At 63.5% G+C, this 26,523-nt stretch carries 20 protein-coding genes; 18 read left to right on the plus strand and 2 right to left on the minus strand.

All coding sequences use genetic code 11. From position 1 onward, the window contains the following. The 5 genes from ACO77H_RS00695 (at nt 1) to ACO77H_RS00715 (ending at nt 6,717) form a co-directional block, all read left to right on the plus strand. The gene (locus ACO77H_RS00695; protein ID WP_169953994.1) at nt 1–1,059 is read left to right on the plus strand and encodes an HlyD family secretion protein; all 1,059 of its coding nucleotides are present in this window, start codon (nt 1–3) and stop codon (nt 1,057–1,059) included. Beyond that, complete coding sequence (locus tag ACO77H_RS00700) at nt 1,056–2,501, plus strand: efflux transporter outer membrane subunit (RefSeq protein ID WP_432754848.1); 1,446 nt, start codon at nt 1,056–1,058, stop codon at nt 2,499–2,501. The genes ACO77H_RS00695 and ACO77H_RS00700 overlap by 4 nt, the downstream gene beginning before the upstream one ends. A 73-nt stretch (nt 2,502–2,574) precedes the next feature. Then, nucleotides 2,575–3,084 carry a sigma-70 family RNA polymerase sigma factor gene (locus tag ACO77H_RS00705; RefSeq protein WP_169953992.1) on the plus strand — a complete coding sequence of 170 codons (510 nt, stop codon included), beginning with the start codon at nt 2,575–2,577 and terminating at the stop codon, nt 3,082–3,084. Further along, on the plus strand, nt 3,081–4,037 hold the full coding sequence (locus tag ACO77H_RS00710) for a FecR domain-containing protein (protein ID WP_172312400.1): 957 nt from the start codon (nt 3,081–3,083) through the stop codon (nt 4,035–4,037). Before ACO77H_RS00705 ends, ACO77H_RS00710 begins: the two co-directional genes overlap by 4 nt. 226 nt (nt 4,038–4,263) lie before the next feature. Then, nucleotides 4,264–6,717, plus strand: a complete 2,454-nt coding sequence (locus ACO77H_RS00715; protein WP_432754849.1) for a TonB-dependent siderophore receptor — start codon at nt 4,264–4,266, stop codon at nt 6,715–6,717. 44 nt (nt 6,718–6,761) lie between these two features. Here ACO77H_RS00715 and ACO77H_RS00720 read toward each other — a convergent pair whose 3' ends face one another. Further along, nucleotides 6,762–7,469, minus strand: coding sequence for a DUF3142 domain-containing protein (locus ACO77H_RS00720; RefSeq protein ID WP_432754850.1), 708 nt, complete (start codon nt 7,467–7,469; stop codon nt 6,762–6,764). Between the two features lie 4 nt (nt 7,470–7,473). Continuing rightward, on the minus strand, nt 7,474–9,630 hold the full coding sequence (locus tag ACO77H_RS00725; RefSeq protein ID WP_432754851.1) for an outer membrane assembly lipoprotein YfiO: 2,157 nt from the start codon (nt 9,628–9,630) through the stop codon (nt 7,474–7,476). Nucleotides 9,631–9,779: 149 nt separating this feature from the next. Here ACO77H_RS00725 and ACO77H_RS00730 point away from each other — a divergent pair, with 149 nt between their 5' ends. From ACO77H_RS00730 to ACO77H_RS00790, 13 genes are all read left to right on the plus strand, one after another. Further along, entirely contained in the window at nt 9,780–10,022 is a 243-nt protein-coding gene (locus tag ACO77H_RS00730; protein WP_170042291.1) for a DUF2789 domain-containing protein, read from the plus strand. 288 nt (nt 10,023–10,310) lie between these two features. Then, nucleotides 10,311–10,742: a MarR family winged helix-turn-helix transcriptional regulator gene (locus tag ACO77H_RS00735; protein WP_169953986.1), complete on the plus strand. Its 432-nt coding sequence runs from the start codon at nt 10,311–10,313 to the stop codon at nt 10,740–10,742. Beyond that, entirely contained in the window at nt 10,739–12,817 is a 2,079-nt protein-coding gene (locus ACO77H_RS00740; RefSeq protein ID WP_170042292.1) for an FUSC family protein, read from the plus strand. The genes ACO77H_RS00735 and ACO77H_RS00740 overlap by 4 nt, the downstream gene beginning before the upstream one ends. Continuing rightward, nucleotides 12,814–13,023 (plus strand): DUF1656 domain-containing protein, encoded by a 210-nt coding sequence (locus ACO77H_RS00745; RefSeq protein WP_029298814.1) that lies wholly within the window; start codon nt 12,814–12,816, stop codon nt 13,021–13,023. The genes ACO77H_RS00740 and ACO77H_RS00745 overlap by 4 nt, the downstream gene beginning before the upstream one ends. Continuing rightward, entirely contained in the window at nt 13,020–13,910 is an 891-nt protein-coding gene (locus ACO77H_RS00750) for an efflux RND transporter periplasmic adaptor subunit (RefSeq protein ID WP_169953984.1), read from the plus strand. The genes ACO77H_RS00745 and ACO77H_RS00750 overlap by 4 nt, the downstream gene beginning before the upstream one ends. Then, nucleotides 13,907–15,349 (plus strand): efflux transporter outer membrane subunit, encoded by a 1,443-nt coding sequence (locus ACO77H_RS00755; RefSeq protein ID WP_169953983.1) that lies wholly within the window; start codon nt 13,907–13,909, stop codon nt 15,347–15,349. Before ACO77H_RS00750 ends, ACO77H_RS00755 begins: the two co-directional genes overlap by 4 nt. Before the next feature lie 81 nt (nt 15,350–15,430). Continuing rightward, on the plus strand, nt 15,431–16,063 hold the full coding sequence (locus tag ACO77H_RS00760; RefSeq protein ID WP_169953982.1) for an NADH:ubiquinone oxidoreductase subunit N: 633 nt from the start codon (nt 15,431–15,433) through the stop codon (nt 16,061–16,063). A gap of 231 nt (nt 16,064–16,294) precedes the next feature. Then, nucleotides 16,295–17,791, plus strand: coding sequence for a YdgA family protein (locus ACO77H_RS00765; protein WP_169953981.1), 1,497 nt, complete (start codon nt 16,295–16,297; stop codon nt 17,789–17,791). A gap of 311 nt (nt 17,792–18,102) precedes the next feature. Next, a complete protein-coding gene (gene pgaA, locus ACO77H_RS00770; protein WP_432754852.1) occupies nt 18,103–20,553 on the plus strand; it encodes a poly-beta-1,6 N-acetyl-D-glucosamine export porin PgaA in 2,451 nt (816 codons plus the stop codon). 12 nt (nt 20,554–20,565) lie between these two features. Then, nucleotides 20,566–22,566, plus strand: coding sequence for a poly-beta-1,6-N-acetyl-D-glucosamine N-deacetylase PgaB (pgaB, locus tag ACO77H_RS00775; protein WP_170042295.1), 2,001 nt, complete (start codon nt 20,566–20,568; stop codon nt 22,564–22,566). Nucleotides 22,567–22,569: 3 nt separating this feature from the next. After that, on the plus strand, nt 22,570–23,916 hold the full coding sequence (pgaC, locus tag ACO77H_RS00780; RefSeq protein ID WP_169953979.1) for a poly-beta-1,6-N-acetyl-D-glucosamine synthase: 1,347 nt from the start codon (nt 22,570–22,572) through the stop codon (nt 23,914–23,916). Next, complete coding sequence (gene pgaD / locus ACO77H_RS00785) at nt 23,913–24,362, plus strand: poly-beta-1,6-N-acetyl-D-glucosamine biosynthesis protein PgaD (RefSeq protein WP_169953978.1); 450 nt, start codon at nt 23,913–23,915, stop codon at nt 24,360–24,362. Before pgaC ends, pgaD begins: the two co-directional genes overlap by 4 nt. A gap of 432 nt (nt 24,363–24,794) precedes the next feature. Beyond that, nucleotides 24,795–26,513, plus strand: a complete 1,719-nt coding sequence (locus ACO77H_RS00790) for a ShlB/FhaC/HecB family hemolysin secretion/activation protein (RefSeq protein ID WP_432754853.1) — start codon at nt 24,795–24,797, stop codon at nt 26,511–26,513. Nucleotides 26,514–26,523: the final 10 nt, after the last annotated feature.

Below are 26,523 nucleotides of genomic sequence, written 5' to 3' on the forward strand. Positions count from 1 at the left end.
ATGAAACGCAAAGACCAGATTGCCGTGACTGTTATCAGCGTATTCGCCGTGGGCGCGCTGGTGTACCTGCTGGCGCCGGGTGTGTTTGGCAGCAAGCGCCAGACCACCAACGACGCCTTCGTCGCCGCCGACTACACCTTGGTGGCACCACGGGTCGCCGGGTTTATCAAAGAGGTGTTGGTGGAGGACAACCAGCAGGTCAAGGCCGGGCAGTTGCTGGCGCTGATCGATGACCGCGACTTGCGCGCCGCCGCCCAGGCCGCCGATGCCGAAACCCTGATGGCCCAGGCCCAGCTGAAAAACGCAGTGGCCACCCTTGAGCGGCAAAGCTCGGTGATCGCCCAGGCCCAGGCCACGGTGGCCGCCGACCGCGCCGAAGTGGCCTTTGCCGAGCACGAATTGAACCGCTACAACCACCTTGCCGGAGTTGGCGCAGGTACCGTGCAGAACGCCCAGCAAGCCAGGACCCGCATCGACCAGGCCACCGCGCGCCTGGCCAACGCCACGGCGGTACTGGCCGCCGAGCGCAAGCAGGTGGAAATCCTCAGCGCCCAGCGCGATGCCGCCGAAGGTGGCTTGAAGCGTGCCCAGGCCGCGCTGGAAATGGCCAGCTATCAACTGTCGTACACGCGCATTGTCGCGCCGGTGGATGGCATGGTCGGCGAGCGGGCGGTGCGGGTCGGTGCCTTTGTCACCCCGGGTAGCAAGATCCTCGCCGTGGTGCCGTTGGCCGACGCGTATGTGGTGGCCAATTTCCAGGAAAACCAACTGTCCCACATGCACGCCGGCCAGGCGGTTGAAGTGCGGGTCGACAGCCTCGACGGTGAAGTCCTCAACGGCCACCTGGAAAGCCTGGCACCGGCCACGGGCGTGACCTTCGCTTCGGTCAAGCCCGACAACGCCACCGGCAATTTCACCAAGGTGGTGCAGCGCATCCCGGTGAAAATCATCCTGGAGCCGGGCCAGGCGCAGGTTCATCGCCTGCGGGTCGGGATGTCGGTGGAGGCCAGCGTCAACACACAGCCCAGTGCGCAGCAACGTGAGGTGGCGCAGCAATGAGAAAACTCGCGCTGCTTACTCTCAGCCTGATCAGCCTGGGCGCTTGCACCGTCGGCCCGGATTTTAAGCGCCCCGACGCCCAGCCAGCGGCGCACTGGGCCGAGCCCCAGGGGCGCCAGGCCGCCAGCCGTGCGGTCAGCGACCCATTGGAAGAGCAGTGGTGGGACGTGTTCCACGACCCGCAACTGTCAGCCCTGGTGCGCCGGGCACTGAGTGACAACCTCGACCTGAAACTGGCCAGCAGCCGCCTGCAACAGAGCCGCGCGGTGCGCCAGGTGACGACTGCCGAGCGCTACCCGCAGGTCAGCGCCGGCGGCAACTATGGCCGCAAACGCAATAGCGCCAACGGCCTGAGCGATCCCTCCGGCAATAACGGCCGTTCGGCCTTCAACCTGTGGGACGCAGGCTTTGCGGCCTCCTGGGAACTGGACTTCTGGGGCCGGGTACGGCGCGAAACCGAAGCCGCCGACGCCACCCTGCAAGTGGCCGAAAACGACCGCCGCAGTGTGCTGCTGTCGGTCTTGGCCGAGACTGCCCAGGACTACATCCAGCTACGCGGCGTGCAAAGTACCCGTGCGGTCACCGAGCAAAACCTCGACGTCGCACGGCGCAGCCTGAAGCTCTCGCAACTGCGCTTGGCCGATGGCGTGGCCACCCACCTGGATGTCGCTGAAGCTGCGGCGCAAGTGGCCGCCATCGAAGCGCGCCTGCCGGATTTGCAGCAGCGCCAGGACCAGTTGATCAACGCCCTGAGCCTGCTGATGGGCCAGGCCCCGCAAGCCTTGCATGCGCAACTGTCGCCGGACGCGGCGGTGCCCCAGACCCAGCGCCAGGTTGCGATTGGCCTGCCGTCGCAACTGGCACAGCGCCGCCCGGATATCCGCCAGGCCGAGGCGCGCCTGCATGCGGCGACCGCGAGCATCGGCGTGGCCAAGGGCGACTTCTACCCACGGATCACCCTGTCAGGCAGCCTCGGTTCCCAGGCCATGCAATTGTCGGATCTGGGCTCCTGGGGCTCACGCACCTTTGCTTTCGGCCCATCGCTGAGCCTGCCGCTGTTCAACGGCGGCCGCCTGCAAGGCATGCTCGATCTGCGCGAAGCCCAGCAGCAGGAAGCGGCCCTGGCGTACCAGCAGACCGTGTTGCGCGCCTGGCATGAAATCGACGACCAGTTGACCCGCTACAACGCCAGCCAATTGCGCCGCGACAGCCTCGCCGAAGCCGTGCGCCAGAACCAGATTGCCCTGGACACCGCCCAGCACCAGTACGTCGAAGGGGTGGTGGATTTCGTCAACGTGCTCACGGTGCAGAGCGCCTTGCTGGCGACCCAGGAGCAATGGGTGGAAAGCTCCACCGGCGTGTCCCTGGCCATGGTCGGCTTGTACAAGGCATTGGGCGGGGGCTGGGAGTCGGTGTATCCGTTGCAGACCGCCGGGCGGTAACTGATAAAGTTTTTTGCCAGTCGCGATACAAGCTGTAATGATAATTGCTCTCAATAGTGTATCCGGGCGATTCATGGACACCGCGACTGACGGCCAGCAACAGCTTCATCTCCTGTACCGCGACCATCATGGTTGGCTGCAAGGCTGGCTGCGCAAGCGCCTGGGCGACCGTGAGCACGCCGCCGACGTGGCGCAGGACACCTTCCTGCGCCTGCTGGTGTCGGGGCGTATTCCCGGGGCCAAGGAGAGCCGCAGCTACCTGACGCAGATCGCGCGCAACCTGGTGATCGATCAATGGCGGCGCCTGCGCATCGAGCGCGCCTATCTGCAAAGCATTGCCCACCTGCCGGAGCCCGAGTCGCCGTCCCTGGAAACCCGCGCATTGATCCTCGAAACCCTGATGCAGATCGATGCCATGCTCGACCGCATGCCCGAGAACGTGCGCCGGGCGTTCCTGTTGTCGCAGTTCGAAGGCCTGACCTACGCGCAGATCGCCGAGCGCCTGGGGGTAACGATCAGCTCGGTGCAGAAGTACATGACCCGCGCGATCATCGCCTGCTACCAGGTGGCTTACGAAGAATGAGAGCCCGCCATGACGCGCCGATTGCCCAGGCCGTGGTCGAACAGGCCAGCGAATGGTTGATGCTGCAATGGGGTGGCGAATTCGACGGGGCCCAGCGCCAGGCCTTTGCCCATTGGCAGGCCGCTGACCCGGAGCATCGTCGCGCCTGGCAGCGGTTGCAGCAGTTGCAGCAGACCTTGGGCGGCGTACCCGCAGACAGCGCCCGCGCGGTGTTGCGCGACGCGCCGGACCCACAGCGTCGGGCTGCGTTGAAACTGCTCGGACTGTTGCTGGTAGCCGGTGGCAGCGGCTACCTGGTGCAGGGCAGCCAGCCGTGGCGGGCGGCGTTTGCCGAGCACCGCACCGCCACGGGCGAAATTCGCCACCTGACCTTGAGCGACGGCACCCACCTGGACCTCAACAGCGACAGTGCCATCGACCTGCGCTTCAGTGCCACTGAGCGGCGCATCCGCCTGATTCGTGGCGAGATCCTGCTGACCAGCGGCCACGACCCGTCCCGCCCGCTGATCGTCGAAACCGCTGCGGGCGATATCCAGGCCCTGGGCACCCGCTTTGCCGTGCGCGAACTGGACGACGGCAGCCGCGTCGACCTGTATGAAGGACGCCTGCAGGTGCGCCCGGTAGAGGGTTTGCCGGTGCTGATGAACGCGGGTGACAGCCTGTGGTTCAGTGCAACGCAGACCTCGGCAGTGACTGCGCTGGATGCCAACGCCAGCAGTTGGGCCCAGCACCGCCTGATTGCCGAGCGCCAGCCGCTGGGGCGTTTTGTGGCTGAACTGAGCCGTTATCGGCCGGGGGTGTTGCGCTGTGACGAGGCCGTGTCCGGGCTGTTGCTGACCGGTGTGTTTCCGCTCAATGACACCGATGCGATCCTCACCGCCCTTGAGCGCTCATTGCCGGTACGGGTGCATGCGGTGACGCGCTATTGGGTCACCCTAAAAGCCAGGGTTTGACTCGATCAACGGTGGGAGCGGGCTTGCCTGCGATAGCGGTGTATCAGTGACAGATGGGCTAACCGACCCACCTCTATCGCAGGCAAGCCAGCTCCCACATTGATGGTGTTTTGGTGTGGAAAGTCAGTGGCCGCATTTTTTTTGATTTTCTTTTGTCGGTTTTTCAATCCCGTCCGGGATACCTCTTGAAAGCCAATCAAGAAGCGTTCTCACGGGGAGTCCTGCAATGCCGCACCACCCAATCCAACCCCTGGCCCGCGCCCTGCGCCGTGGCCTATTTGTCAGTGTGCTGGCGACTGTGCCGCTCGTCCCGACCCTGGTCCAGGCCCAGGAGAGCGCTGGCGAAGCCTTGCGCCAATACAACATCCCTGCTGGCAGCCTGGACCAGGCGTTGAACCGTTTCGCCAGCGCTTCGGGGATTTTGCTCTCGGTGGATGCATCACTGACTGCCGGCAAGCGCAGCCCTGGCTTGCAGGGTCGCTATGCCACGGGCCCGGGGTTGGAACGCTTGTTGGCCGGCAGCGGCCTGGTGGCGCTGCAGTCGGGCGGCGGCTGGTCGGTGCAGGCGCTGTCGGGGGACGGTTCGGTGCAGTTGGGCGCAACCCAGATCAGCGCCCAGCAGGCCCAGGAAAACGCCTGGGGCCCGGTCGACGGCATCGTCGCCACCCGCAGCGCCACGGGCAGCAAGACCGATGCCGCGCTGGTGGAAATCCCCCAGACCATCAACGTGATCACCGCTGCCGAAATCAAGGCGCGCGGCGCGCAAAGCGTGACCCAGGCGCTGCTGTACACCCCCGGCATGAGCGCCGGGGGGTTCTCCGACCGGGTCAAGCTGTTCGACGAGCCGACATCCCGTGGCTTCTCGCCCACCCCCTTGTACCTCGACGGCCTGCACCTGCCTTACGGCGGCGGCAGTACCGGCGGTGCGTTGCAGATCGAGCCCTATTCCCTGGAGCGCATCGAAGTGCTCAAGGGCCCGGCATCGGTGCTGTACGGGCACAACCAGCCGGGCGGCATCGTCAATATGGTCAGCAAGCGCCCCAGCGAGACCCCGGTGCGCCAGGTGGTGCTCGAAGCCGGCACCTACGAGCACAAAAGCGCGGCCATTGACCTTAGCGGCCCGCTGGATGATCAAGGGCAATTCTTCTATCGCCTCACCGGGCGCCTCAAGGACGAGCAGGGCGAGATCGACTACTTCGAAAACCGCCGCCAATTCATTGCGCCGAGCCTGACCTGGCGGCCCAACGACGACACCAGCCTGACCCTGTTCGCCCAGTACCAGAAAGACAAGGGCGTGCCCGAGGCCCAGGGCCTGCCGGCGTCCGGCACGATCTGGCGCAACCCCAACGGCAAGATCGACCGTGATGTGTTTATCGGCGAGCCGGGCGTCAACAAGTACAACCGCGAACAATTCGCCTTCGGCTACGAGTTGTCCCATCGGCTGAACGACACCTGGACCCTCAAGCAAAACGCGCGCTATGCCGAAGTGGACGACCGCTATAGGGCGCCGTTGCACGGCTACCGTTTTGTCGCCAACCCGGCCACTGGCGCGATGGATCAACGCTACCTGCAACGTTTCGGCGTGGACTGGAGGCAGAACAACAAAGTGATTGGCGTGGATAACATCGCCCAGGCCGAATTCACCACTGGCGAGTTCTCCCACACCCTGATCGTGGGCCTGGATTACTACCACTCCAACTCCAGGTTCCTCGGCCTTTATGACCGCAACCCGCCGATCATCGATCTGTTCAACCCGGTGTATGGCCAGCCGCTGAACTTCGGCCAGCCCTATCGCTGGGACAACACCATCACCCAGACCGGCCTGTATGTGCAGGACCAGATCAAGTGGGACAAATGGGCACTGGTGCTGGGTGGGCGCTATGACTGGGCCAATGTGGTCAACAAGGCGCCGCTGAGCGACGACCGCACCAGCAGCAAGGACCAGGCCTTCACCGGCCGCGCGGGCCTGGTGTACCTGTTCGATAACGGCCTGGCGCCGTTTATCAGCTACTCGGAGTCCTTCCTGCCGCTGTCCGGCACCGATGCCAACCAGAAACCCTTCGACCCGTCCACCGGCAACCAGTACGAAGTCGGCGTGAAGTACCAGCCCCCGGGCCAGGAAAGTTTTGTGCAGGTCTCGGTCTATCAACTGGACCAGGAAAACATCCTGACGGCCAATCCGCCGAGCAACTTCAGTAGCCAGAGCGGCGCCATGCGTTCGCGCGGCGTCGAGTTCGAAGCCAAGGCCGTGTTGAACGATTCCTGGGATGTGGTCGCTTCGGCGGCGCGCAACGACATCAAGTACACCAAGGACAACGAAGGTCGCGAAGGCCGCCACCCGGCCGGTATCTCACCCCTGACGGCGGCGCTGTGGGTCAACTACACCGTGATCGGCGACACCCCCCTGGCCGGCCTCGGCGCAGGCCTGGGCGCCCGCTACTCGCGCAGCAGCATGGGTGACTACTTTGCCGGCGCGTTCACCGTGCCGTCCTACACCGTCTACGATGCCAGCCTGAGCTACGACCTGGGCGCCTCGCCCCTGAAACTCAAAGGCGTGAAGCTGGCGATGAACGTGCAGAACCTTGCCAACAAGACCTACGTATCGCAGTGCACCAGCGACCTGGATTGCTACTACGGCGAAGGGCGTACGGTGGTGTCGAGCCTGACTTACGACTGGTAAGACGCTATCCCCTGTAGGAGCCGGCAAGCCGGCTCCTACAGGGATCAACCTGGATTCTGCAAAAACACCACATACCCCCGAAACCACTCGCTCCCCTGCAAATACCCCGGCTCCTGCCATTCCCCGCCCTGGATCAAGCCGATCTTGAACGGCATTCCCAGTCGGATCATCCGGGGCAGGTACGCCGCGTAATCGGGGATGCTATGGCGGCCCTGATAGGTCTGCACCACCACTTCATCCACTACGCCCTTAAGCTGGGCGATGGCGGCCGGGTCGGCGTTGCTGCTCCAGTCCATCAGGCCGGTGATGCTCAGGCGCAACTCCTTCGGCAAGCGCTGGCGCAGGTCTTTGAGGAAGGTGGCGTATTCGTGCAGGTATTGGGTGCGGGCGTCGAAGTCGATCTGGATCCCGACCACCGGGTTGCCCGCTGCGCGCCAGCGTTGCACCTGCCCGAGCATTTTTGTGTAGACCGGCTCTGGCCAGCGCAAGGTATGGGCGCGGTAGACGATCCACACTTCGCCCTGACGGAGGCGCGGCACGCTCATGCCCTGGGCGATGAACTGCACGCCGCGTTCGGGCTGGCGGCGGGTCGAGTTGATCTGGCCCTGGAGGATGTACAGGGTCTTGGCCTGCTTGAGCACCGGCTGTGGCGCGACGCCGCTCCACAGCCAGAAGGCTTCATGGTCGCGGGCGTCGACTGCGCCGAAGGCCGGGCTCGCCAGGAGCAGCAGCGCCAGCCACAAGCCTTTCACCGGCTTACCAGTAGTACTGCAGCGATTTGCCCCACTGGGTGTCGGCAAACCCGGTTTTCAACTGGCGGAACCAGCCCTTGCGCACGGCCTTGTCCACATCTTCGCCACCGCAGCTGTTATAGCCCGAAGGCGCATAGCAGTTGATCGCCCGGAACAGTGCATAGGCCTTGTCGTCACGGGGCGCCTTGGGGTTGGCGATCACTTGTTGGTAGCCCTCGAGCCGCGAGAAGGTTTCCCCGGTGAAGCCCGATGCAGTGCTGCCCAGGCTGCCGGCCGAGCGGGCCTGTTCCAGGGGCATGCCGTCCAGGCCGTTGCGCAGGATGAACTCACCCAGGCAGTTGAGGCCGTGTGGGTTTTTCGGGTCGTCCTGCAAGGTGCTGGCGGTTTGCGCGATGGTCGGGCAGGTGTAGCCGGAGGCGGCCTTGTCGCCGCTCCAGCGGAACAGGGTCAGTGCCTGGCCACCGTCGTACACATAGCCCAGGCTGGTGCCGAGCTTGTCGGCCGCCGGGGAAGCCGGCAGTTGTTGCAAGTCCTCGGCAAAGGTCGCGAACTGGCCCCGCAGCAGGTCTTTGTAGAGCAACACGAATTGCGCGGTACTGCGCTCCAGCGGGTCGCTGGCCTGGCTGATCTGCTGGCGCAGCAACTCGGGCCCGGCCACGCTGCGCAACAGGATATAGCGCACTTGCTGGGTCTGGATCGGCGAGTCGGCAGCGAACACCTTGGCCAATTGGCCGCTGCGTTCGTAGTTCATCGCCAGGGCCAGCTCCACTTGATCGCGCTGCAAGGGCTGCTTGGCCAGTGGCAGCAGTTGCAGCCAAAGTGCCTCGGCGCCTTTCCAGTCCTGCTTGGCTTGCAGGGCCAGGCCGCGCAGGGTTTGCTGGCTGAATGCCAGGTAATCCAGGCTCGCTGGCAGCTCCTGTGGCAGATGCTTCAACGCCTGGTCTGGCTGGTGCTCGACATATAGGGCGAACGCCGCCTGCAAGTAGTCGTACAGCGCAGGCTCGTTGGCAAACGCGGCCTTTTGTCCGTCGAGGGTGGCGCGGGTCAGCTTGGGCGGGTTGTTGGCGCGCATCCACATCAGGTCGTTGATCGCCAGCAACAAGGGGTTGCGGATGGTCTCGGCGTAGCTGGTCAGCAGCTTGTTGTCGGTTTCTTCCACCAGCTCATCGATGGAGCCATTGCGCTCGGCATCGCTGGCCGCGGTCAGTTGCCAGGCGTAGTCGTCGGCCAGTTTGGTCGCATCGCCAGCCAGCCAATGCACCCGGCGCAGCAGGCCACGAGCGGAAGGGGCGTATTCACCCTGTGGATAAGTGTTCAGGTAGCTGAGGAAACTGTGCTCGGCTTCGTCCAGCGCAGACTTATCCACAGCCTGGCGCTGGGGCAAGCCGTACTCGTCAAACGCATTTTCCTGGGCATGGTTGAGGGACGCGCGGGCGATCATGTACACCGCCGTTTCCTTCAGCCACGGCAACGTGGTCAGGGTGACTGCGGCAAATCCACGCTCGGCATACACAAAGCGCCCGCTGTAAAAGTCGGAGGCGGCGAGCAGGTAGGTGGTCAGTTCGCGACCCTGGGTGGAAGTGATCAACTGCGGCTCCAGCAGCACCTCGCCCTGCCAGTCGCAGGTGCCGAGCAGTTTCAGGCGGGCATTGGCCAGCAGCACACGCTCATTCGCCGGCACATCGGCCTTGGTCACTTGGCGCACAAAGTCGGTGGCGCTCTGCACATTGTTACTGCGGCAACGGCTGCCTTCGCCCCACAAAAACTGGTCGCCCGCCGCCGCCGTGACCTCGTGCTGGATGCCCAGCGCGGCCAACAACTGCGCAAGCTGCGTGCCTTGTTCTGCGGGCGTCTGCCCCTCGGGCGGGCGGGGCACCAGGCGATACACCGGGAACGGCACCGGGCCGAAGCCCTGGGCCAGGTCATCTTCACCCAGCGGATTGGGGGTCAGGGGCGCGTTCTTTTTTGCCGCGAGCAACAGGCGCAGGTTGGTCCGGCTGTCGTTGCCGGGGCTCAGGAACGGCATGTTGCTGCAAGCGGTCAGCGAATCCTGGGACACGCGCCAGTCGGGGTAGCACGAGTCGTCGCCACTGGCCTGGGCCTGCAGGGATACGCCGGCACACAGTGCCAGGGTCAGGGATGACAGAAGACCGATGCGCATGAATTGTCCTTATTCCGGGAGTCCGTGGATGCCGCTGGGCGGAAGGTGAAGATGATAACGTGAACATTGCAAAATGTTGCACGTATGGCCGCCAATCTGTGGGTTTTATCGGTCTAGACTGTGGGCAATTACCTCGTCTTGGAGTTGTCATGGAATCGCCTGTTCACAGCCTGCCGTCGTTGTTCAAACAGCTCGGACTGGCCGATGACGCCATCAGCATTGAGCGTTTCGTCGCCGTGCATTCACCACTCAAGCCGGAGTTGAAACTCGAAGATGCGTTTTTCTGGACGCCGAGCCAGAGGGCGTTTTTGCGCGAAGAAATCCTGGAGGATGCGGATTGGGCGGAAGTGGTGGATGAGTTGAATGTGCTGCTGCGCAGCGGTCGTGCTTAAGCGAACGCACTGTGCAAGACAACGGCAATCGAATGTGGGAGCTGTCGAGCCCCAGCGAGGCTGCGATAGAGGTGGGTCAGCCACCATCAATGCACGCAGTGCCACCGCCATCGCAGCCTCGCCAAGGTTCGACAGCTCCCACAGGGTGACGCGGTATGTGGGTGTCCCACCGCCTATCTGTGAATTTGTATCAAAACTTGACGAGATTCCATTCCTTGATCATATTGATAGTTAGCAAACTAACTGTATGCGAATGATCTTGTGCCCCAAACCCTCGAAACCCTACATATGAGCCTCAGCAGCAGCATGGTCGCAGGCGCCCGTCACTGGCGCAAAATCTGCCAGACCACGCTGGTGAGCTACGGTATTTCCGAAGCCTGTGCGGTGCCTTTACTGATGATCGGCCGTCTTGGCGACGGCGTGCATCAAGTCAAGGTGGCCCAGGCCTCGGGGATGGAAAGCCCATCCCTGGTGCGCCTGCTGGACCAACTGTGCAGCGCAGGTTATGTGTGCCGCGCCGAAGACCTGCACGACCGCCGCGCCAAGGCCTTGAGCCTGACCGAACGGGGCCGGGAGTTGGTGCAGGCCGTTGAAGCACAATTGGTGCGCCTGCGCCGTGAAGTGCTGGCAGATATTGCCCCTGCCGACCTGGAGGCAGCGTTGCGGGTACTGCGCGCTTTCGAAGACGCCAGCCAGCCGCCCGTGGTCGTGGCTTCTTGAACGGATTTTTTACCGGCATGCCGCCGGCCCGGGATTGGTTCTACGGCGTGCGCACTTTCGCCGCCTCCATGATTGCCCTGTACATCGCCATGCTCATGCAAATGCCGCGTCCGTATTGGGCGATGGCCACGGTGTATATCGTTTCCAGCCCGTTTGTCGGGCCCACCAGCTCCAAGGCCTTGTACCGTGCGATCGGCACCTTTCTGGGGGCGATGGCGGCGGTGTTTTTCGTGCCGATGTTTGTGCAGACGCCGTTCCTGCTGGTGGTGGTGATTGCACTGTGGACTGGCATTCTGCTGTTTCTGTCCCTGCATTTGCGCACCGCCAACAGCTACGCGTTGATGCTGGCGGGTTACACCTTGCCGTTGATCGCCCTGCCGGTGGTGGATAACCCCCTGGCGGTGTGGGATGTGGCCGAGGCGCGCACCGAAGAGATCTTCCTTGGCATCGCCGTGGCGGCGGTGGTCGGCGCGATGTTCTGGCCACGGCGCCTGGCGCCGGTGTTCGATGATTCGGTGCGCAAATGGTTTGCCGACGCGACGGTCTACAGCCAGCGCTTCCTCACGCGTAATGTGCAGCCCGAAGAAGTCAGCAGCCTGCGCGGCGGCATGGTCGCGACCTTCAACACCCTGGAATTGATGATCGGCCAACTGCCCCACGAAGGCGCGCGGCCGCAAACGGTGCGCAACACCAAGGAACTGCGCGGGCGCATGATCCATCTGTTGCCGGTGGTGGATGCCCTGGATGACGCGCTGTATGCCCTGGAGCGCCGCACCCCGGAGTTGGTCAGCAAGTTTGCGCCGCTGCTGGCGGCCACCACCGAGTGGCTGCAAAGCACCGCCAGTGAGGCGTCGGTGGAACGCTGGCGCGCCCTGCGTGACCAGCTCGAAGCCCTGCAACCCGACGCCGAGGCCCTGGACGATCGCCATCAGTTGCTGTTTTCCAACGCGCTGTATCGCCTTGGCGAGTGGATCGACCTGTGGCAAGACTGCCGCAGCCTGCAAGCTGCCATCCACAGCGAAAGCCAGGCCCCGTGGCGCGCGGTCTACCGCCATTGGCGCCTGGGCCGGCTGACGCCGTTTCTTGACCGTGGCCTGATGTTCTACTCGGCGTTTTCCACGGTCAGCGCGATCATCGTCGCCTCGGTGCTGTGGATTCTGCTGGGCTGGACCGACGGCGGCAGCGCGGTGATCCTTGCGGCGGTAGCGTGCAGTTTCTTCGCCTCGATGGACGACCCGGCGCCCCAGATCTACCGGTTCTTTTTCTGGACCGCGATGTCGGTGCTGTTCGCCAGCCTCTACCTGTTTCTGATCCTGCCCAACCTGCATGATTTCCCGATGCTGGTGCTGGCTTTCGCGGTGCCCTTTATCTGGGTCGGCACCCTGACGGTGCAACCGCGCTTCTACCTGGGCATGCTGCTGACCATCGTCAACACCTCGTCCTTTATCAGCATCCAGGGCGCCTATGACGCGGATTTTCTGAGCTTCGCCAACTCCAACCTCGCCGGCCCCGTGGGCTTGCTGTTTGCCTTTGTCTGGACTCTGATTGCGCGGCCCTTTGGCGCCGAACTGGCGGCCAAGCGCCTGACCCGTTTCAGCTGGCGCGATATCGTCGGGCTCACGCAGCCGGCGACCCTCGCCGAGCACCGGCGCCTGGGCGTGCAAATGCTCGACCGCCTGATGCAGCACCTGCCGCGCCTGGCCATGACCGGCCAGGACACCGGCGTCGCCCTGCGCGAGCTGCGCGTGGCGCTGAACCTGCTCGACCTGCTGGCCTACGCACCCCGCATCCTCGGCGTGCCACGGGTGTTGCTCGACCAGGTGGTGGCCGAGGTTGGCGAGTACTTCAAGGCGTGCCTGAAGGCCGGTGAACGCCTGCCGGCTCCCAGCGGTCTGCTGATGACCCTGGACCGCACCCGCCGCGCCCTCAATGGCCAGGGCCTGCAAGGCGAGGGCGAAACCCGCCTGCACCTGCTGCATGCCCTCAGCGGCCTGCGCCTGGCGTTGTTGCCCGGCGTGGAGTTTGTCAGCACAGGCGAGATGGACGCGCCGTTACCCGATGGAGCGCCTCTATGATCGGTGACCTGGATATCAGCGGGGTATTCCTGCCCACGCTGCTGGTGCTGATGGGCATTACGTATGGCTTTTACCTGGTGGTGCACGGGCTGTTGAACCGCGTCCACTTCTATCGCCTGGTCTGGCACCGGGCATTATTCAATGTGGCTCTCTACGCGCTGTTGCTGGGCGCTGTGGACTCACTCAGTCGATACCTGATGACATGAAAAAACCTTTTTTGACGATTGGCCGTGTGGTCCTGACATTACTGGTAGTGACCTTCGCCTGCGTCGTGGTCTGGCGCATGGTGATGTACTACATGTTCGCGCCCTGGACCCGTGACGGGCATATCCGCGCCGACATCGTGCAGATCGCCCCGGACGTGTCCGGGCTGATCCAGCAAGTGGACGTGCGCGACAACCAGTTGGTAACCCGTGGCCAGGTGCTGTTTTCGGTGGACCAGGACCGCTTCAAGCTCGCCCTGCGCCAGGCCCAGGCGGCCGTGGCCGACCGCCAGGAAACCCTGGCCCAGGCCCAGCGCGAAGCCAAGCGCAACCGTGGCCTGGGCAACCTGGTGGCCAGCGAGCAACTGGAAGAAAGCCAGTCCCGGGTGGCCCGCGCCCAGTCGGCCCTGGCCGAAGCGCAGGTAACGGTGGACAGCGCCCAGCTCAACCTCGACCGCTCGGTGATCCGCAGCCCGGTGGACGGCTACGTCAACGACCGTGCGCCTCGGGCCCAGGAGTTCGTGACCGCCGGGCGCCCGGTGTTGTCGGTGGTGGACAGCAACTCCTTCCACATCGACGGCTACTTTGAAGAGACCAAGCTGGACGGCATCCATGTCGGCCAACGCGTGGATATCCGCGTGATTGGCGACAACGCGCGCTTGCGCGGGCATGTGCAGAGCATCGTCGCCGGTATTGAAGACCGCGACCGCACCAGCGGCTCCAACCTGCTGCCCAACGTCAACCCGGCGTTCAGTTGGGTGCGCCTGGCCCAGCGGATTCCGGTGCGTATTGCCTTTGATGATGTGCCGGCGGATTTCCGCATGATCGCCGGGCGCACGGCCACCGTCTCGATCATCGATGACCAGCCCAAGGCCGGAGACCAGCCATGAAGCAACTGCTGGCGACCGCAGGGCTGGGGCTGCTGCTGTCGGCCTGCCAGGTGGTAGGCCCGGATTACCAGTTGCCGGACCAAGCGGCGATCAACCGTGGCGACCTGCAAGGCCAATTGGCCGGGCAGGGCAGTCATGTGGTCTCGGCCCCGGTGCCCGCCGACTGGTGGAAGCTGTACCAGGACCCGCGTCTGGATGAACTGGTGCGCCAGGCCATGGCCTCCAACACCGACCTGCGCGTGGCGGCAGCCAACCTGCAACGGGCGCGTTTCCAGGTGCAGGAAGCGCAATCGGCGGGCGGCTGGAGCGGTGGGGTCAAGCTTGGCGCCCAGCGTTTGCAGGAGTCCGGCGAGGCCTTTTTGCAGGCCAATAAAGTGCCGGTGGCGAATGTCGGTGATATCGGCATCACCACCTCCTATCAGTTCGACCTGTTCGGCACCCTGCAGCGCGGCATCGAAGGCGCCCAGGCCAATGCCGACGCGACCCAGGCTGCCGTCGATACCGCGCGCATCACCCTGGTGGCGGACGTGGTGCGCTCCTACACCCAGGTGTGCGCGGCCAACGAAGAGCTGCACATCGCCCAACAGTCCCTCGACCTGCAAGCCCAGAGCACGCGCCTGACCCAGCGCCTGCGCGATGCCGGGCGGGGCGATGAAACCCAGGTCACCCGCTCGCAAACCCAATTCAAGTCTCTGCGCGCCGAACTGCCGCGCTTTGAGGCGGCGCGCCAGGCGGGGTTGTTCCGCCTGTCGATGCTCCTGGCCAAGCCCCTGGACCAATTGCCGACCGGCACCCGCGATTGCGCCCAGTTGCCGCAGATTGCCCAACTGCTACCGGTGGGCGACGGCGCAACCCTGCTCAAGCGCCGCCCTGACGTGCGCCAGGCCGAACGCCGGTTGGCGGCGGCGACGGCGGGCATTGGCGTGGCCACCGGCGAGCTGTACCCGGATATCAGCATCGGCGCCTCCATTGGCACCGTGGGCATTATCGACAACCTCGGCAAACCGGCCACCAACCGCTGGGGTTTCGGCCCCTTGTTGAGCTGGACGGTGCCATCCAACGGCTCGCGTGCGCGCATCCACGAAGCCGAAGCCGCGACCCAGGGCGCCCTGGCGCACTTTGACGGGGTGGTACTCAATGCCATCCGCGAGACCCAGACCGGGCTTGCGCAATACACCGCCCAATTGCAGCGCCGCGATGCCCTGGCCGAGGCCGAGCAGTCGGCGCAACAGGCCGCAGACCAGACGCACCGCTTCTTCCAGGCCGGCCGCGAGTCGTTTCTCGCCGACCTGCAGGCCACGCGCACCTACACCGATATGCGCGCGCAACTGGCCCAGGCCAATAGCCAGGTGGCAATGAGCCAGATCGACCTGTTCCTGGCCCTGGGCGGCGGCTGGGAAAGCGGACGAACGCAAGGTACGGAACCCGGCAAACCCTGAGGCGGTTGCTATGCTTTGATCAGACGGGCTTGCGTGATGGCCCGCTGATCACTGCCTGCGTTGCTCATGGGGATTCCAATAATGAAAAACCCTTATGCTCCCGCTTTCTGGTGCGTGCTCTTCGCACTGGTGTTGTTATCGGCGACTTACTTCTACGGTGTCATGCTGGCCCATCAACTGGATAAGGCCATGGTGTTCCTCGACAGCGCCTGCGCGTTGATCGCCGCATTGTCCGTGGGCGTGGTGGCCTGGGCGTCGTACCAGGGCCAGCGGACCCAGAAGAAAATCCTCGAGCAAGGCAAGACGCGGGTGGCGATCTGGGACACCAAGGTTGCCCTGCGCCGGGTCGAAACCGTGTTCGACCGCTATTTCTGGGGTAGCTACTGGCAGCCGGGGCGTACGTTCCAGGAAGTCATGGGCGAACTGACCGGCACCCCCCTGGAAAAAAGCCTCGAAGCCTTGAAGAAACAATGCGTGGTACTCGACCGGCAAGTGGCTGAAGGACGGCATTGGCTGAACAACGCCCGGGAGCTGTCAGACGTTGCCACCGCCATGGCCCGCGAGCGTTACCAGCTGGACTTCTACGACCCCAAGGCCGACACACCGGGCAATGCGGTGATTCATCGCGAGTTTGAAGTGCTGGTGTACACCTGGACCGCACGGCTGAAGAGCTTCGATCACCAGCTCGACGAGATCGAGATGGAATACTCCTGACCCCCACCGCCCCCGGTAGGCGCCGGCTTGCCGGCGAGACGACCTTGAGCCCTGCGCCGCCCATTCGGCCGCCATTGCCGGCAGGCCGAGGGCGTGTGTATGGCGGGCCTTGCGACAAGCCCCCTTGCCAGTGCTAACCTTGCCCCGATTTTCGGCGGGCTTGAGCCGACGCCCCACTTCGGGGTTCAGGGAAGACAGCCCACTTCGCACAGGATTGGATCAGGACACTTCATGAATAAATCAGCCGTTGTACTCTTGGGTTTTGTTGCCGCCGTCGGCGTGGTCAGTGCTGGCGGTGCCTGGTACACCGGCAGCCAGTTGGAAGGGGTGCTGAAAACCACGATCGAAGACGCCAACAAGGAGATGGAACGCTCCCTGGCCGGTGTCGATGGCCGCATGACCCTGGAGATGGTCTCCCTGGACCGCGGCTGGTTCAGCAGCACCGGCCACTTCCGTCTCAAGGCTGAAGGTGCGGCATTCGGTGAACAGTTCAAAGACAGCGAACTGCTGTTTGTCGACCGTATCGAACACGGCCCGCTGCCCTTCTCGCGCCTGGTAACCCTGAAGTGGTGGCCGGTGCTGGCTACCAGCCATTTGGCGCTTGAGAAGAACCCGACCACCGAAAAATGGTTCGCCGCCACCAAGGACGTTTCGCCGGTCAAGGGCGTGGCCAACATCGGCTTCAACCGTTCGGTCAACGGCAACCTGGAGCTGCTGCCCCTGGAGTACAAGGACGGCACCACCAGTGTCACCTTCTCCGGCCTGAACATGGACTACTTCAACACCGAAAAGGCGACAGAGATCAAGGTCGACGGTTACATGGACGCCCTCAAGGTCTCCCTGGTCGACCCCAAGGGGGCACCGTTCCAGGCAGAGCTCAATGGCTTGACCCTCGCCAGTAACTTGACCAAGAGCAACTTCGGCTTTTATGTCGGCCAGAATACCGTCGTGTTGAGCAACAGCACGTTCACCTTTGGCCCGGAACAAGCCGTGCTGACTGTCAAAGGTTTTGAGCAGAAAGACAGCAGCGATACCAAGGACAACAACCTCAGCGGTCGCGTCGACTACAAAATCACCGAGATCGGATACCAGGGCAAACCCGTGGGTTCGGCGGCCATGGCCGTGAGCGTCAAGAACATCGACGTGCCATCGACCATGGTGCTGACCAAGCTCTATCAGGACAAGATGCAACCGGTGCAGGCTGCCCAGGCTGCCGGCCAACCGATCCCAGAACTGCAACTGAGCGAAGCCGAGCAAGTGCTGGCCCAGGCCAACGTTGACCTGCTGCTGGCCGCCAAGCCGCAAGTGGCCCTGGAAAACCTGTCCCTGAAGACCGCCAATGGCGAAAGCCGCTTCAACCTGGTGGTGGACCTGACCAAGCCGTCCACCATGGAGCTGCCGCCGGTTGAACTGGCCAAGCAGATGATTACCCTGCTGGATGCCAACCTGACCCTGTCCAAGCCGATGATCTCTGATGTGGCTGCCCTGCAAGCGCAGATCGGTGGCGTGACCGACCCGAAAGCCATCGAGCAGCAATCGCAGATGGCCAGCGAGATGGTCAGCGGCATGGCTGTTGGCACGCAGTTGGCGACCCTGGAAGGCAACGACATCCTGGCCAAGCTGCACTACGCCAACAATGAAGTGACCTTCAATGGCCAGAAAATGACCGTCGAGCAGTTTATCGGCGGCGTACTGGGCAAACTGGGTGCGGTCAGCGGCGCGCAGTAAGGCCGCCCGCCCCCTGTAGAAATACGGTCTGTGTAGGAGCTGGCTTGCCGGCGATGGCATCACCTCGGTGTTTCAGTGAAACAGAGGTGATGCCATCGCCGGCAAGCCAGCTCCCACACAAGCCCCACATTTGATCTCCACCGGTTTGTAGGACGATTCTGAACAATTGTCCTGATTTGCCCTATTCCATATCCTTCTCAGGGATATTGCGCCCCAGGAAAGCTTGGCCGGGTCATCAGACACCGGCGGCCTGATGCGTGTTGTACAGGCGAACCTATCGCTACAGCTTTCCAAGTAAGGAAGCTGACGACATGTTGCGTAATTTCTCTCCCACTGGCCCTGGCCGCCTGCGTCTATTGATCGGTGCCGCCTTGTTGCTGCCGACTCTGGCCGTGGCCGATCCTGCCTATGATTCCCTGATTCGCCAGGCCCGTACCGGCAACTACACGCCGGCGCTCAACCTGCTGCGCCAATTGCCTGCCGAGCGCCAGACCTCTGGCCAGGTCAGCGATCACCTGCTGATTGCCAGTTGGGCGCGCCAGGATGACGAAGTGCTCAAGGTCTATGAGACCCAGGGGCGCCAGCGCCAACTGACCACCCAAGCGCTGACCACCGTGGCCCGCACCTACCGCAATCAACAGCGTTGGGCGCCCGCCGAGGCGGTGTATCGCCAGGCCGTGCTGCGCGAACCGAACAACCCGGACCTGCAACTGGGCCTGGCCATGACCCTGGCCGATGGTGGCAAAACCGCCGAGGCCGTACAGCGTGCGCGCACCCTGGTGGCGGCCAAGCCTGAGGATGTCCAGCGCCGCATGGCCCTGGGCTACGCGTTGTCCCGTGCCGGGCAGCTCTATGATTCGCTGTTCGAATTCGACCAGGCGTTTATCCGCGCCGGCAACCAGCCCGAGGTGGTGCGCGAATACCTGATCGCCCTGCAACGTGCACGCATGCCGGAACCGGCCCTGCGCCTGAGCGCCCGCCACCCCGGCCTGCTGGACCCGGTGACCCAGCGCCGCCTGGAAGGTGACCTGGCTGCCGAACGCGTGCGCCTGGCTGAATTCCCGACGCGCAGTGAAAGCGAACGCTTTGTGATCGCCGACCGCGCCCTCAAGGATTACGACCAACTGCTCGCCACCTGGACCCCGGACGCCAGTGCCCATGACGATGTGGTGCGCTGGCGCATCGACCGCCTGGGCGCGCTCAAGGCTCGCGCACGTACCGCCGAGGTGCTCCACGACTACGAAGCCTTGCAAGCTCAAGGCGTGCAGTTGCCCAACTACGCCCTGCGCTGGGTGGCCGCCGCCTACCTCGATCAACGCCTGCCGGAAAAGGCTGCGCCGCTGTATCGCCAGGCGGTGATTGCGCCGGACGCCGACCCCAGCAACCAAGTGGTCGACAGCACCGCGCTGTACTACTCCTTGCTGGAAAACGACCAGACCCGCGAAGCCCGCGCCGTCGCAAACGACCTGGCGAGCACGCAAAAACCTCGGGTTGAACTCAAGGGCCTGCCCCTCGGTAACCCCAACGATGCGTGGTTGGCCGCCCAGCAACTGGCGGCCCAGGCCGCGACCTACGGCGCCGATCTGCCGACCAGTGAAAAAAGCCTGGAAACCCTGGTGCGCACCTCGCCTGGCAATGTCGGCATGCGTGTGGCCCAGGCGGACATGTTCCGCGCCCGCGCCTGGCCGCGGCGTGCCGAAGTTGCCCTCAAGAACGCCGAGAACCAGAACCCGCGCCATATCGACCTGGAAGTCTCCCAAGGCTACAACGCGCTGGATCTGCAGGAGTGGCGCCAGCTCGATGTGCTCGCCGATGACGTAGTCGCCCGCGCCCCGGACAATCGCCAGGTCCAACGCCTGCAGCGCCTGCGCAAGGTGCATGAGATGGCCGAGCTGCGCATCGAGGCCGAAACCGGCAAAAGCCATGGCGGCGGGGCGGTCTCCGGCAGTCGCGACTGGGGGATCGAAACCCTGCTCTACAGCCCGCCCATCGATGAAGACTGGCGGATATTCGGCGGTATCGGCTACGCCACCGCCGACTTTGAAGAAGGTACCGGCCACCACCGCTGGCAGCGCCTGGGGGTGGAGCGGCGTACCCGTGATATGACCCTGGAGGCCGAAGTCTCCAATCACTCCTACGGCAAAGGCACCAAGCAAGGCGCGCGCCTGGCGATTGCCCGGGACATCAACGACCACTGGCAGTACGGGGGCAGCCTTGACTACCTGGCCGCCAGCACGCCGTTGCGCGCGCTCAATGCCAACGTCACCGCCAACGGCGGTAGCGGGTTTATCCGCTGGAGCGCCAACGAGAGCCGTGAGTGGAAACTGGCGCTGAGCCCGTCCCACTTCAGTGACGGTAACGACCGTGTCGAAGCGTCGCTCATCGGCCGTGAGGGCGTCTACCGCTCGCCGGGCGTGCAAGTGGACCTTGGCCTGGAAGTCGCCACCAGCCGCAACAGCAAGGAAGAAGCGGCGTATTTCAACCCGCGTTCAGACTTCAGCGTGCTGCCCACGGTGAGCGTCAACCATGTGCTTTATCACCGCTACGAAACCCAGTGGAGTCAGCAGTTCCAGGCCGGTGCGGGCACCTACAGCCAGCGTGATTACTCCACCGGCGCCATTGGTTTGCTCAGTTACGGCCAGCGTTATCGCTGGAACGACGTACTGGAGACCGGCGCCAACCTGAGCTGGATCAACCGACCTTATGACGGTGAGCGCGAAAGCGATGTGCGCCTGATCGTCGACCTCACTTACCGTTTCTAGAAGAGTCCGATCATGACCCTTGTTTCCCGTTGCCTGCTGGCCCTGGGCTTTCTGCTGAGCAGTGCCTGTGCCCAGTCGCCCGCGCCTTTTACGCCACCTGCTGAACGACTCAAACCGGTCAACGAAGCGCCGTGGCCGAAAAACCATTTCCTGGGCATTGCCTACCACGATGTCAACGACCGTGACCCCGACCAGAGAGTGGTGGCGGTGCGCACCGAACGCCTGATCGAACAGTTGTCCTGGCTGCGCGAGAACGGCTACCAGGCGGTCAGCGTCGACCAGGTCCTCGCCGCCCGCGCCGGTGGGCCAGAGCTGCCGGCCAAAGCCGTCATGCTCAGCTTCGACGACGGCTATTCGAGCTTCTACACCCGTGTCATGCCGATCCTGCGTGCCTACCAGTGGCCGGCCGTGCTGGCGCCGGTGGGCAGTTGGGTCGACACGCCGTTGAACCAACCGGTGGATTTTGCCGGCGTGCCGCGTGACCGCGCGGAGTTTCTGACCTGGCAACAAGTGCGCGAAGTGGCGCAATCGGGCCTGGTGGAAATCGCTGCCCACACCGACGCCAACCACAAGGGCGTGCTGGCCAACCCCCAGGGCAACCTGCAACCGGCCGCCGCCACCCGGCGCTATGACCCGGTCACCGGCAGTTATGAATCCGAAGCGCAGTTCCAGGCGCGGATGCGCGCCGACGTCGCGGCGATTTCCAACAAGATCCGCGCCGTTACCGGCAAGGCCCCGCGTGTATGGGTATGGCCGTATGGGGCGGCGGATGGCACCTCCCTGGCGGTGGTGGGTGAGCAGGGCTACCAGATGGCCCTGACCCTGGAGGACGGCCTCGATAACCTCGGCAACTTGATGAGCAGCCCGCGCTTTCTGGTGGACAACGACCCGTACGGCGAGGACTTCGCCAACAGCATGGTCTCGGCGCAGGTCAAAGCGCCGATGCGCGTGCTGCATGTGGACCTCGATCATGTCTACGACCCGGACAAGGCGCAGGAAGCGCGCAACCTCGATGCGCTGGTCCAGCGTGTGCTGGACATGGGCGTCGACACCGTGTTCCTCCAGGCCTTCGCCGACCCCAAGGGTGATGGCCTGGCGCGTTCGCTGTACTTCCCCAACCGCCATCTGCCGATGCGTGCCGACCTGTTCAACCGCGTCAGTTGGCAGCTGCACACCCGTGGCGGCCTGGTCAAGGTCTACGCCTGGATGCCCGTGCTCAGCTTTGCCCTGGACCCCAAGCTGCCCCGCGTCAGCCGTTGGGACCCGGCCACCGGCAAGGTAGCCGTCGACCCGAAACAGTACCAGCGCCTGTCGCCATTCGATCCCCAAGTGCGCAAAGTCATCGGTGAGATCTACGAAGACCTGGCCCGTACCAGCGCTATCCACGGCGTGTTGTTCCACGACGACGCCGTGCTCTCGGACTTTGAAGACGCCAGCCCCCAAGCCCTGAAAACCTACGCCGCCAACGGCCTGCCGGGCAGCATCCAGGCGCTGCGTGCCGACCCTGAGGCGATGCAGCGCTGGACCCGTTTCAAGAGTCGCTACCTGATCGACTTCACCCATGAACTGACCGCCAAGGTCCGCACCCTGCGCGGCCCGGAAGTGCTCACCGCGCGCAATATCTTCGCCGAGCCGATGCTCAACCCGGCCAGCGAAGCCTGGTTTGCGCAGAACCTCGACGACTTCCTCAAGCACTACGACTGGACCGCGCCGATGGCGATGCCCTTGATGGAAGGCCAGTCGCTGAAAAACTCCAACGCCTGGTTGGAAAAGCTCGTGGCCACGGTCAAGGCCCGGCCCGGTGCGATGCAACGCACGGTCTTCGAGCTACAGGCCAAGGATTGGCGCACTCCAGCCGCCCCGGACATTTCCGGCGTGCAAATGGCGGAGTGGATGGGTGTGCTCAAGCGCCAGGGTGCCAGCAGTTTTGGCTACTACCCCGACAACTTCCTGGAGAATTCGCCGGATCTGAACACCGTGCGTCCGGCCCTTTCCAACAAATGGAATCCTTGACTCATGTTCGACAGAATCCTTGCTCTTCTCGTGTTGGCATTGGTGTTGGGGGTGCCCCTGGGCCTGATGTTCCTGGTCACCGGGCAGTTCCTGATGGAGTTCGTGTTTTTCTACCCGTTGTTTATGTCCGGGCTGTGGATCGCCGGTGGCGTGTATTTCTGGCTGCACTGGGAGCGCCACTGGCCGTGGTCCGATGACACCCCGGCGCCGGCGCTCAAGGGCGAGCCGCTGATCTCGATCCTGATCCCTTGCTACAACGAAGGCGACAACGCCGCCGAGACCATCGGCGCGGCGTTGGCCCAGCGTTATCGCAACCTGGAAGTGATTGCGATCAACGACGGCTCCAGCGACAACACCGCCGAAGTACTCGATGCCCTGGCGCTGCAAGAGCCGCGCCTGCGCGTGTTGCACCTGGCGCAAAACCAGGGCAAGGCCGTGGCCTTGCGCATGGGCGCCGTGGCGGCCCGCAGCGAATACTTGGTATGCATCGACGGCGACGCCTTGCTCGACCGCAATGCCGCCGCCTACCTGGTGGCGCCGATGCTCGACAACCCACGGCTTGGCGCGGTCACCGGCAACCCGCGCATCCGCACGCGCTCGACCTTGATCGGTCGGGTACAGGTGGGCGAGTTCTCTTCGATCATTGGTCTGATCAAGCGCACCCAGCGGGTCTTCGGGCGGATTTTCACTGTGTCCGGCGTAGTGGTGGCGTTTCGGCGGGCGGCCCTGGACCGGGTCGACTACTGGAGCACCGACATGATCACCGAAGACATCGACGTGAGCTGGAAGCTGCAACTGGACCACTGGAGCATCTTCTACGAGCCGCGCGCGCTGTGCTGGATCCTCATGCCCGAAACCCTCGGCGGCCTGTGGAAGCAGCGCCTGCGCTGGGCCCAGGGTGGTGCCGAGGTGCTGTTCAAGAACATTCGCGGGATCTGGCAATGGCGCCACCGCTACCTGTGGCCGTTGTTGTTCGAATACTGCCTGTCCACCGGCTGGGCCTTCACCTTCCTGCTGTCGGTGATTTTCTGGGGCGTGGGCAAAGTGGTGCCGTTGCCTGAGGCGATTGCCGTCAGCTCGCTGATGCCACCGGCCTTCACCGGCTTGCTGCTGGCGGTGGTGTGCCTGGTGCAGTTCGCCGTGAGCATCATGATTGACCGGCGCTACGAGCGCGGCCTGTGGAAAACCCTGTTCTGGACCGTCTGGTACCCGCTGGTGTTCTGGCTGGTGAGCCTGTTCACCACCCTGGTCAGCTTTCCCAAAGTCCTGTTCCGCCAACATCAAAAACGCGCGCGCTGGGTCAGCCCGGATCGCGGCATCAAGGCACCTGCCAAGGAAGTGAAGCCATGAACCTGATCCGTACCCCACAGCGGCCTGTGATGCAGGCCATTGATATTTTCCTGACCCTGCTGGCCTGGGCCGGGCTGGTGATCCTGCTGGTGCGCGGCCTGGTGCCGATGCTCGACAGCCACGGCGGCCCACGCATCGATGCCCCGATCTTTGCTGCGCTGAACACCTTGCAGATCTACCTGTGGATCGCCCTGTTCAATGCGGTACTGCTGATCAGTTGGGCGCGCTACCAGCAGCGGCGCGGCAAGCGCTTCGCCCAGCGCCGGGCGGCGGGCAAGGCCTTGAGTGATCACGGCCTGAGCGAGAGCTTCCGGTTGGCGGCGGGGGAGCTTGAACAACTGCGCCGGCCGGGGGTGCTGGTGATTCATAACGACCAGGAGGGCGGGGTGCAGGCGGTGACGGCACAACGGCGGGAGCTGAAGCTGGTGGCGGAACGCGTTGGGTAGGAGCCGGCTTGCCGGCGATGGTCGTCAACGATGACGTTGGGTATCTGACACTCTGCGGCGGTCTCGCGGCCGTCATCGCTGGCAAGCCAGCTCCTACAGGGTGGGGGCTGCGGTGCCGGTGGTCAGAAATGGGATCCAATTCACAAAATAACCGCGAACTTTTCCGCTTATTTGGCTACTAAACCATCTCGGCACAACATTGATGGCTAACTAGTGGCAACTTTCAAGTTGCGCCGAAAGCTGTATCAAAACTGATACCGCTTGTCGGAATAAAAATTCCGAATACAAGCATTTAATTGTTGCTGATAGTTTTTATCGTTATTAATCAGCAACTTATTGGTGATTTAATTTTTAGCTTCAACTAGCCGTGAATTTAGGCTGTGTGGAAGTTCGATGTTAGTTTGCCGCCCCTTGTTATTCGATGGATCGAACATGCCCTCGTTATTGCCACGGATTCGGTATTCCCTGTGTATTGCCCTGTTCGCCCTCTGTGGGTCAAACAGCGCAGTGGCCGCGACTTCGCCTGGCGATCAGGACCTGATCCGCGAGCGGCAAAACCGCTTGCTTGAAGAGCAGCGCCGGCGCCTCGAAGAGCTCAAGGAATTGCCCGGCAAGGAAGTCAAACCCGCAACGCCCACCGCCCCGGTAGATACCCGTTGCTTCGCGATCAAGACCATTGAACTCAAAGGCGCCGACAGCCTGTCCGCCCCCGAGCGTGAGCGCTTGATCAAGCCTTACATCGACCAGTGCCTGGGCGTGGCCCAGCTCAATCAACTGCTCAAGGCCGTCACCGATCACTACATCGACAAGGGCATGGTCACCAGCCGTGCCTACTTGCCGCAGCAGGATTTGTCCAAAGGGCATCTGCAAGTGTTGGTGGTCGAAGGCAAGCTCGAAGGCTTGAATAGCGCCGCCGACAGCAAGATCTCGGCGCGCGAGTTGGCCATGGCCTTCCCCGGCAAAAACGGCGACCTGCTCAACCTGCGGGAAATCGAGCAGGCCATCGATCAGCTCAACCGCTTGCCATCCAACCAGGCACAAATGGAGCTGGCCCCCGGCGAAGCCGTTGGTGGCAGTTCGGTGCTGGTGAAAAACACTCCGCAAAAGCCCTGGCGCGCCAGCCTGTCGCGCAATAACGACGGGCAGAAAAGCACCGGCGAGCAGCAGTGGGGCACCGGCCTTGAGTGGGACAGCCCCCTGGGCCTGGCGGACCAGTTGGTGTTGCGCGGCGGCCATGATGCGATCAGCGATCACCAGAAAACTTCGAAGAACGGCATGTTCTATTACAACGTGCCGTGGGGCTGGTGGAACTTCAGCTACACCTACAGCGAGAGCGATTACCGCGCGCTGGGCCAGGCCGACACGTTCAGCTTCAAGCAATCGGGTGACAGCCAGAACCACCAACTGCGCGCCGAGCGCGTGGTGCATCGTGATGACGTGAGCAAGACCTCGGTCAACGTCGGCCTGGCCCACTTGCGTACCAACAACTACGTGCTCAGCACTCGCCTGGACAGCAGCACGCGCTTGAGCGAGATGCAGGTCGGCATCAACCACGGTCGGCGGGTCGGCAGTGCCTTCGTCAACATGGATCTGGGCATGCAGAACGGCATTGGCCTGCTCGATGCCCAGTCCCAGGACGAACGTGGCGAATTCGGCAGTCGCCAACCCAATTCGCGCTACCGCAAATACACCGCCACCGTCAGCTACCTGCAGCCGTTCACGTTGTGGGGCGAGTCGTTCAGTTTCACTAGCCTTGCCACCGGCCAACGCAGTGAAGACATACTCTTCAGCCCGCAGCGCATGAGCCTCGGTGGCTCGTCCTCGGTGCGCGGCTTCAAGGACCAGCAACTCAACGGTGACAGTGGCGGCTACTGGCGCAACGACCTGCGCTGGGCGCGGCCGGTGCTGGTGGATTGGTTGCGCCCGGCCTTCGGCGAATACGGTGTGAGCCTGGGCTACGACCAGGGCGTGATCCGCAATGACCGCTACAACGACATCGTCCACGGCCGGGTTTCCAGCAACTCCGTGGAGCTGTTCGCCCGTGGCAAAAACGTCAGCACCAGCGTGACCTTTGCCCACTCTTTGGAACGTCCGGCAGTGATGAGCGAGCGCGAAGCGCCGATCTACTTCCGGATGGATTTCTACCTGTAATTCAACGCCT

Source organism: Pseudomonas sp. WMBT8 (assembly GCF_050916005.1).
Classification (GTDB): Bacteria; Pseudomonadota; Gammaproteobacteria; order Pseudomonadales; family Pseudomonadaceae; genus Aquipseudomonas.

What these genes read in the sequence shown, in the direction of transcription:
- ACO77H_RS00725 (WP_432754851.1), bottom strand. Translation starts at nt 9,630, where the DNA reads ATGCGCATCGGTCTTCTGTCATCCCTGACCCTGGCACTGTGTGCCGGC.
- ACO77H_RS00730 (WP_170042291.1), top strand. Translation starts at nt 9,780, where the DNA reads ATGGAATCGCCTGTTCACAGCCTGCCGTCGTTGTTCAAACAGCTCGGA.
- pgaD (WP_169953978.1), top strand. Translation starts at nt 23,913, where the DNA reads ATGAACCTGATCCGTACCCCACAGCGGCCTGTGATGCAGGCCATTGAT.
- ACO77H_RS00735 (WP_169953986.1), top strand. Translation starts at nt 10,311, where the DNA reads ATGAGCCTCAGCAGCAGCATGGTCGCAGGCGCCCGTCACTGGCGCAAA.
- pgaB (WP_170042295.1), top strand. Translation starts at nt 20,566, where the DNA reads ATGACCCTTGTTTCCCGTTGCCTGCTGGCCCTGGGCTTTCTGCTGAGC.
- ACO77H_RS00715 (WP_432754849.1), top strand. Translation starts at nt 4,264, where the DNA reads ATGCCGCACCACCCAATCCAACCCCTGGCCCGCGCCCTGCGCCGTGGC.
- ACO77H_RS00750 (WP_169953984.1), top strand. Translation starts at nt 13,020, where the DNA reads ATGAAAAAACCTTTTTTGACGATTGGCCGTGTGGTCCTGACATTACTG.
- ACO77H_RS00700 (WP_432754848.1), top strand. Translation starts at nt 1,056, where the DNA reads ATGAGAAAACTCGCGCTGCTTACTCTCAGCCTGATCAGCCTGGGCGCT.
- ACO77H_RS00790 (WP_432754853.1), top strand. Translation starts at nt 24,795, where the DNA reads ATGCCCTCGTTATTGCCACGGATTCGGTATTCCCTGTGTATTGCCCTG.
- pgaC (WP_169953979.1), top strand. Translation starts at nt 22,570, where the DNA reads ATGTTCGACAGAATCCTTGCTCTTCTCGTGTTGGCATTGGTGTTGGGG.
- ACO77H_RS00765 (WP_169953981.1), top strand. Translation starts at nt 16,295, where the DNA reads ATGAATAAATCAGCCGTTGTACTCTTGGGTTTTGTTGCCGCCGTCGGC.
- ACO77H_RS00710 (WP_172312400.1), top strand. Translation starts at nt 3,081, where the DNA reads ATGAGAGCCCGCCATGACGCGCCGATTGCCCAGGCCGTGGTCGAACAG.
- ACO77H_RS00755 (WP_169953983.1), top strand. Translation starts at nt 13,907, where the DNA reads ATGAAGCAACTGCTGGCGACCGCAGGGCTGGGGCTGCTGCTGTCGGCC.
- ACO77H_RS00695 (WP_169953994.1), top strand. Translation starts at nt 1, where the DNA reads ATGAAACGCAAAGACCAGATTGCCGTGACTGTTATCAGCGTATTCGCC.
- ACO77H_RS00760 (WP_169953982.1), top strand. Translation starts at nt 15,431, where the DNA reads ATGAAAAACCCTTATGCTCCCGCTTTCTGGTGCGTGCTCTTCGCACTG.
- ACO77H_RS00745 (WP_029298814.1), top strand. Translation starts at nt 12,814, where the DNA reads ATGATCGGTGACCTGGATATCAGCGGGGTATTCCTGCCCACGCTGCTG.
- pgaA (WP_432754852.1), top strand. Translation starts at nt 18,103, where the DNA reads ATGTTGCGTAATTTCTCTCCCACTGGCCCTGGCCGCCTGCGTCTATTG.
- ACO77H_RS00705 (WP_169953992.1), top strand. Translation starts at nt 2,575, where the DNA reads ATGGACACCGCGACTGACGGCCAGCAACAGCTTCATCTCCTGTACCGC.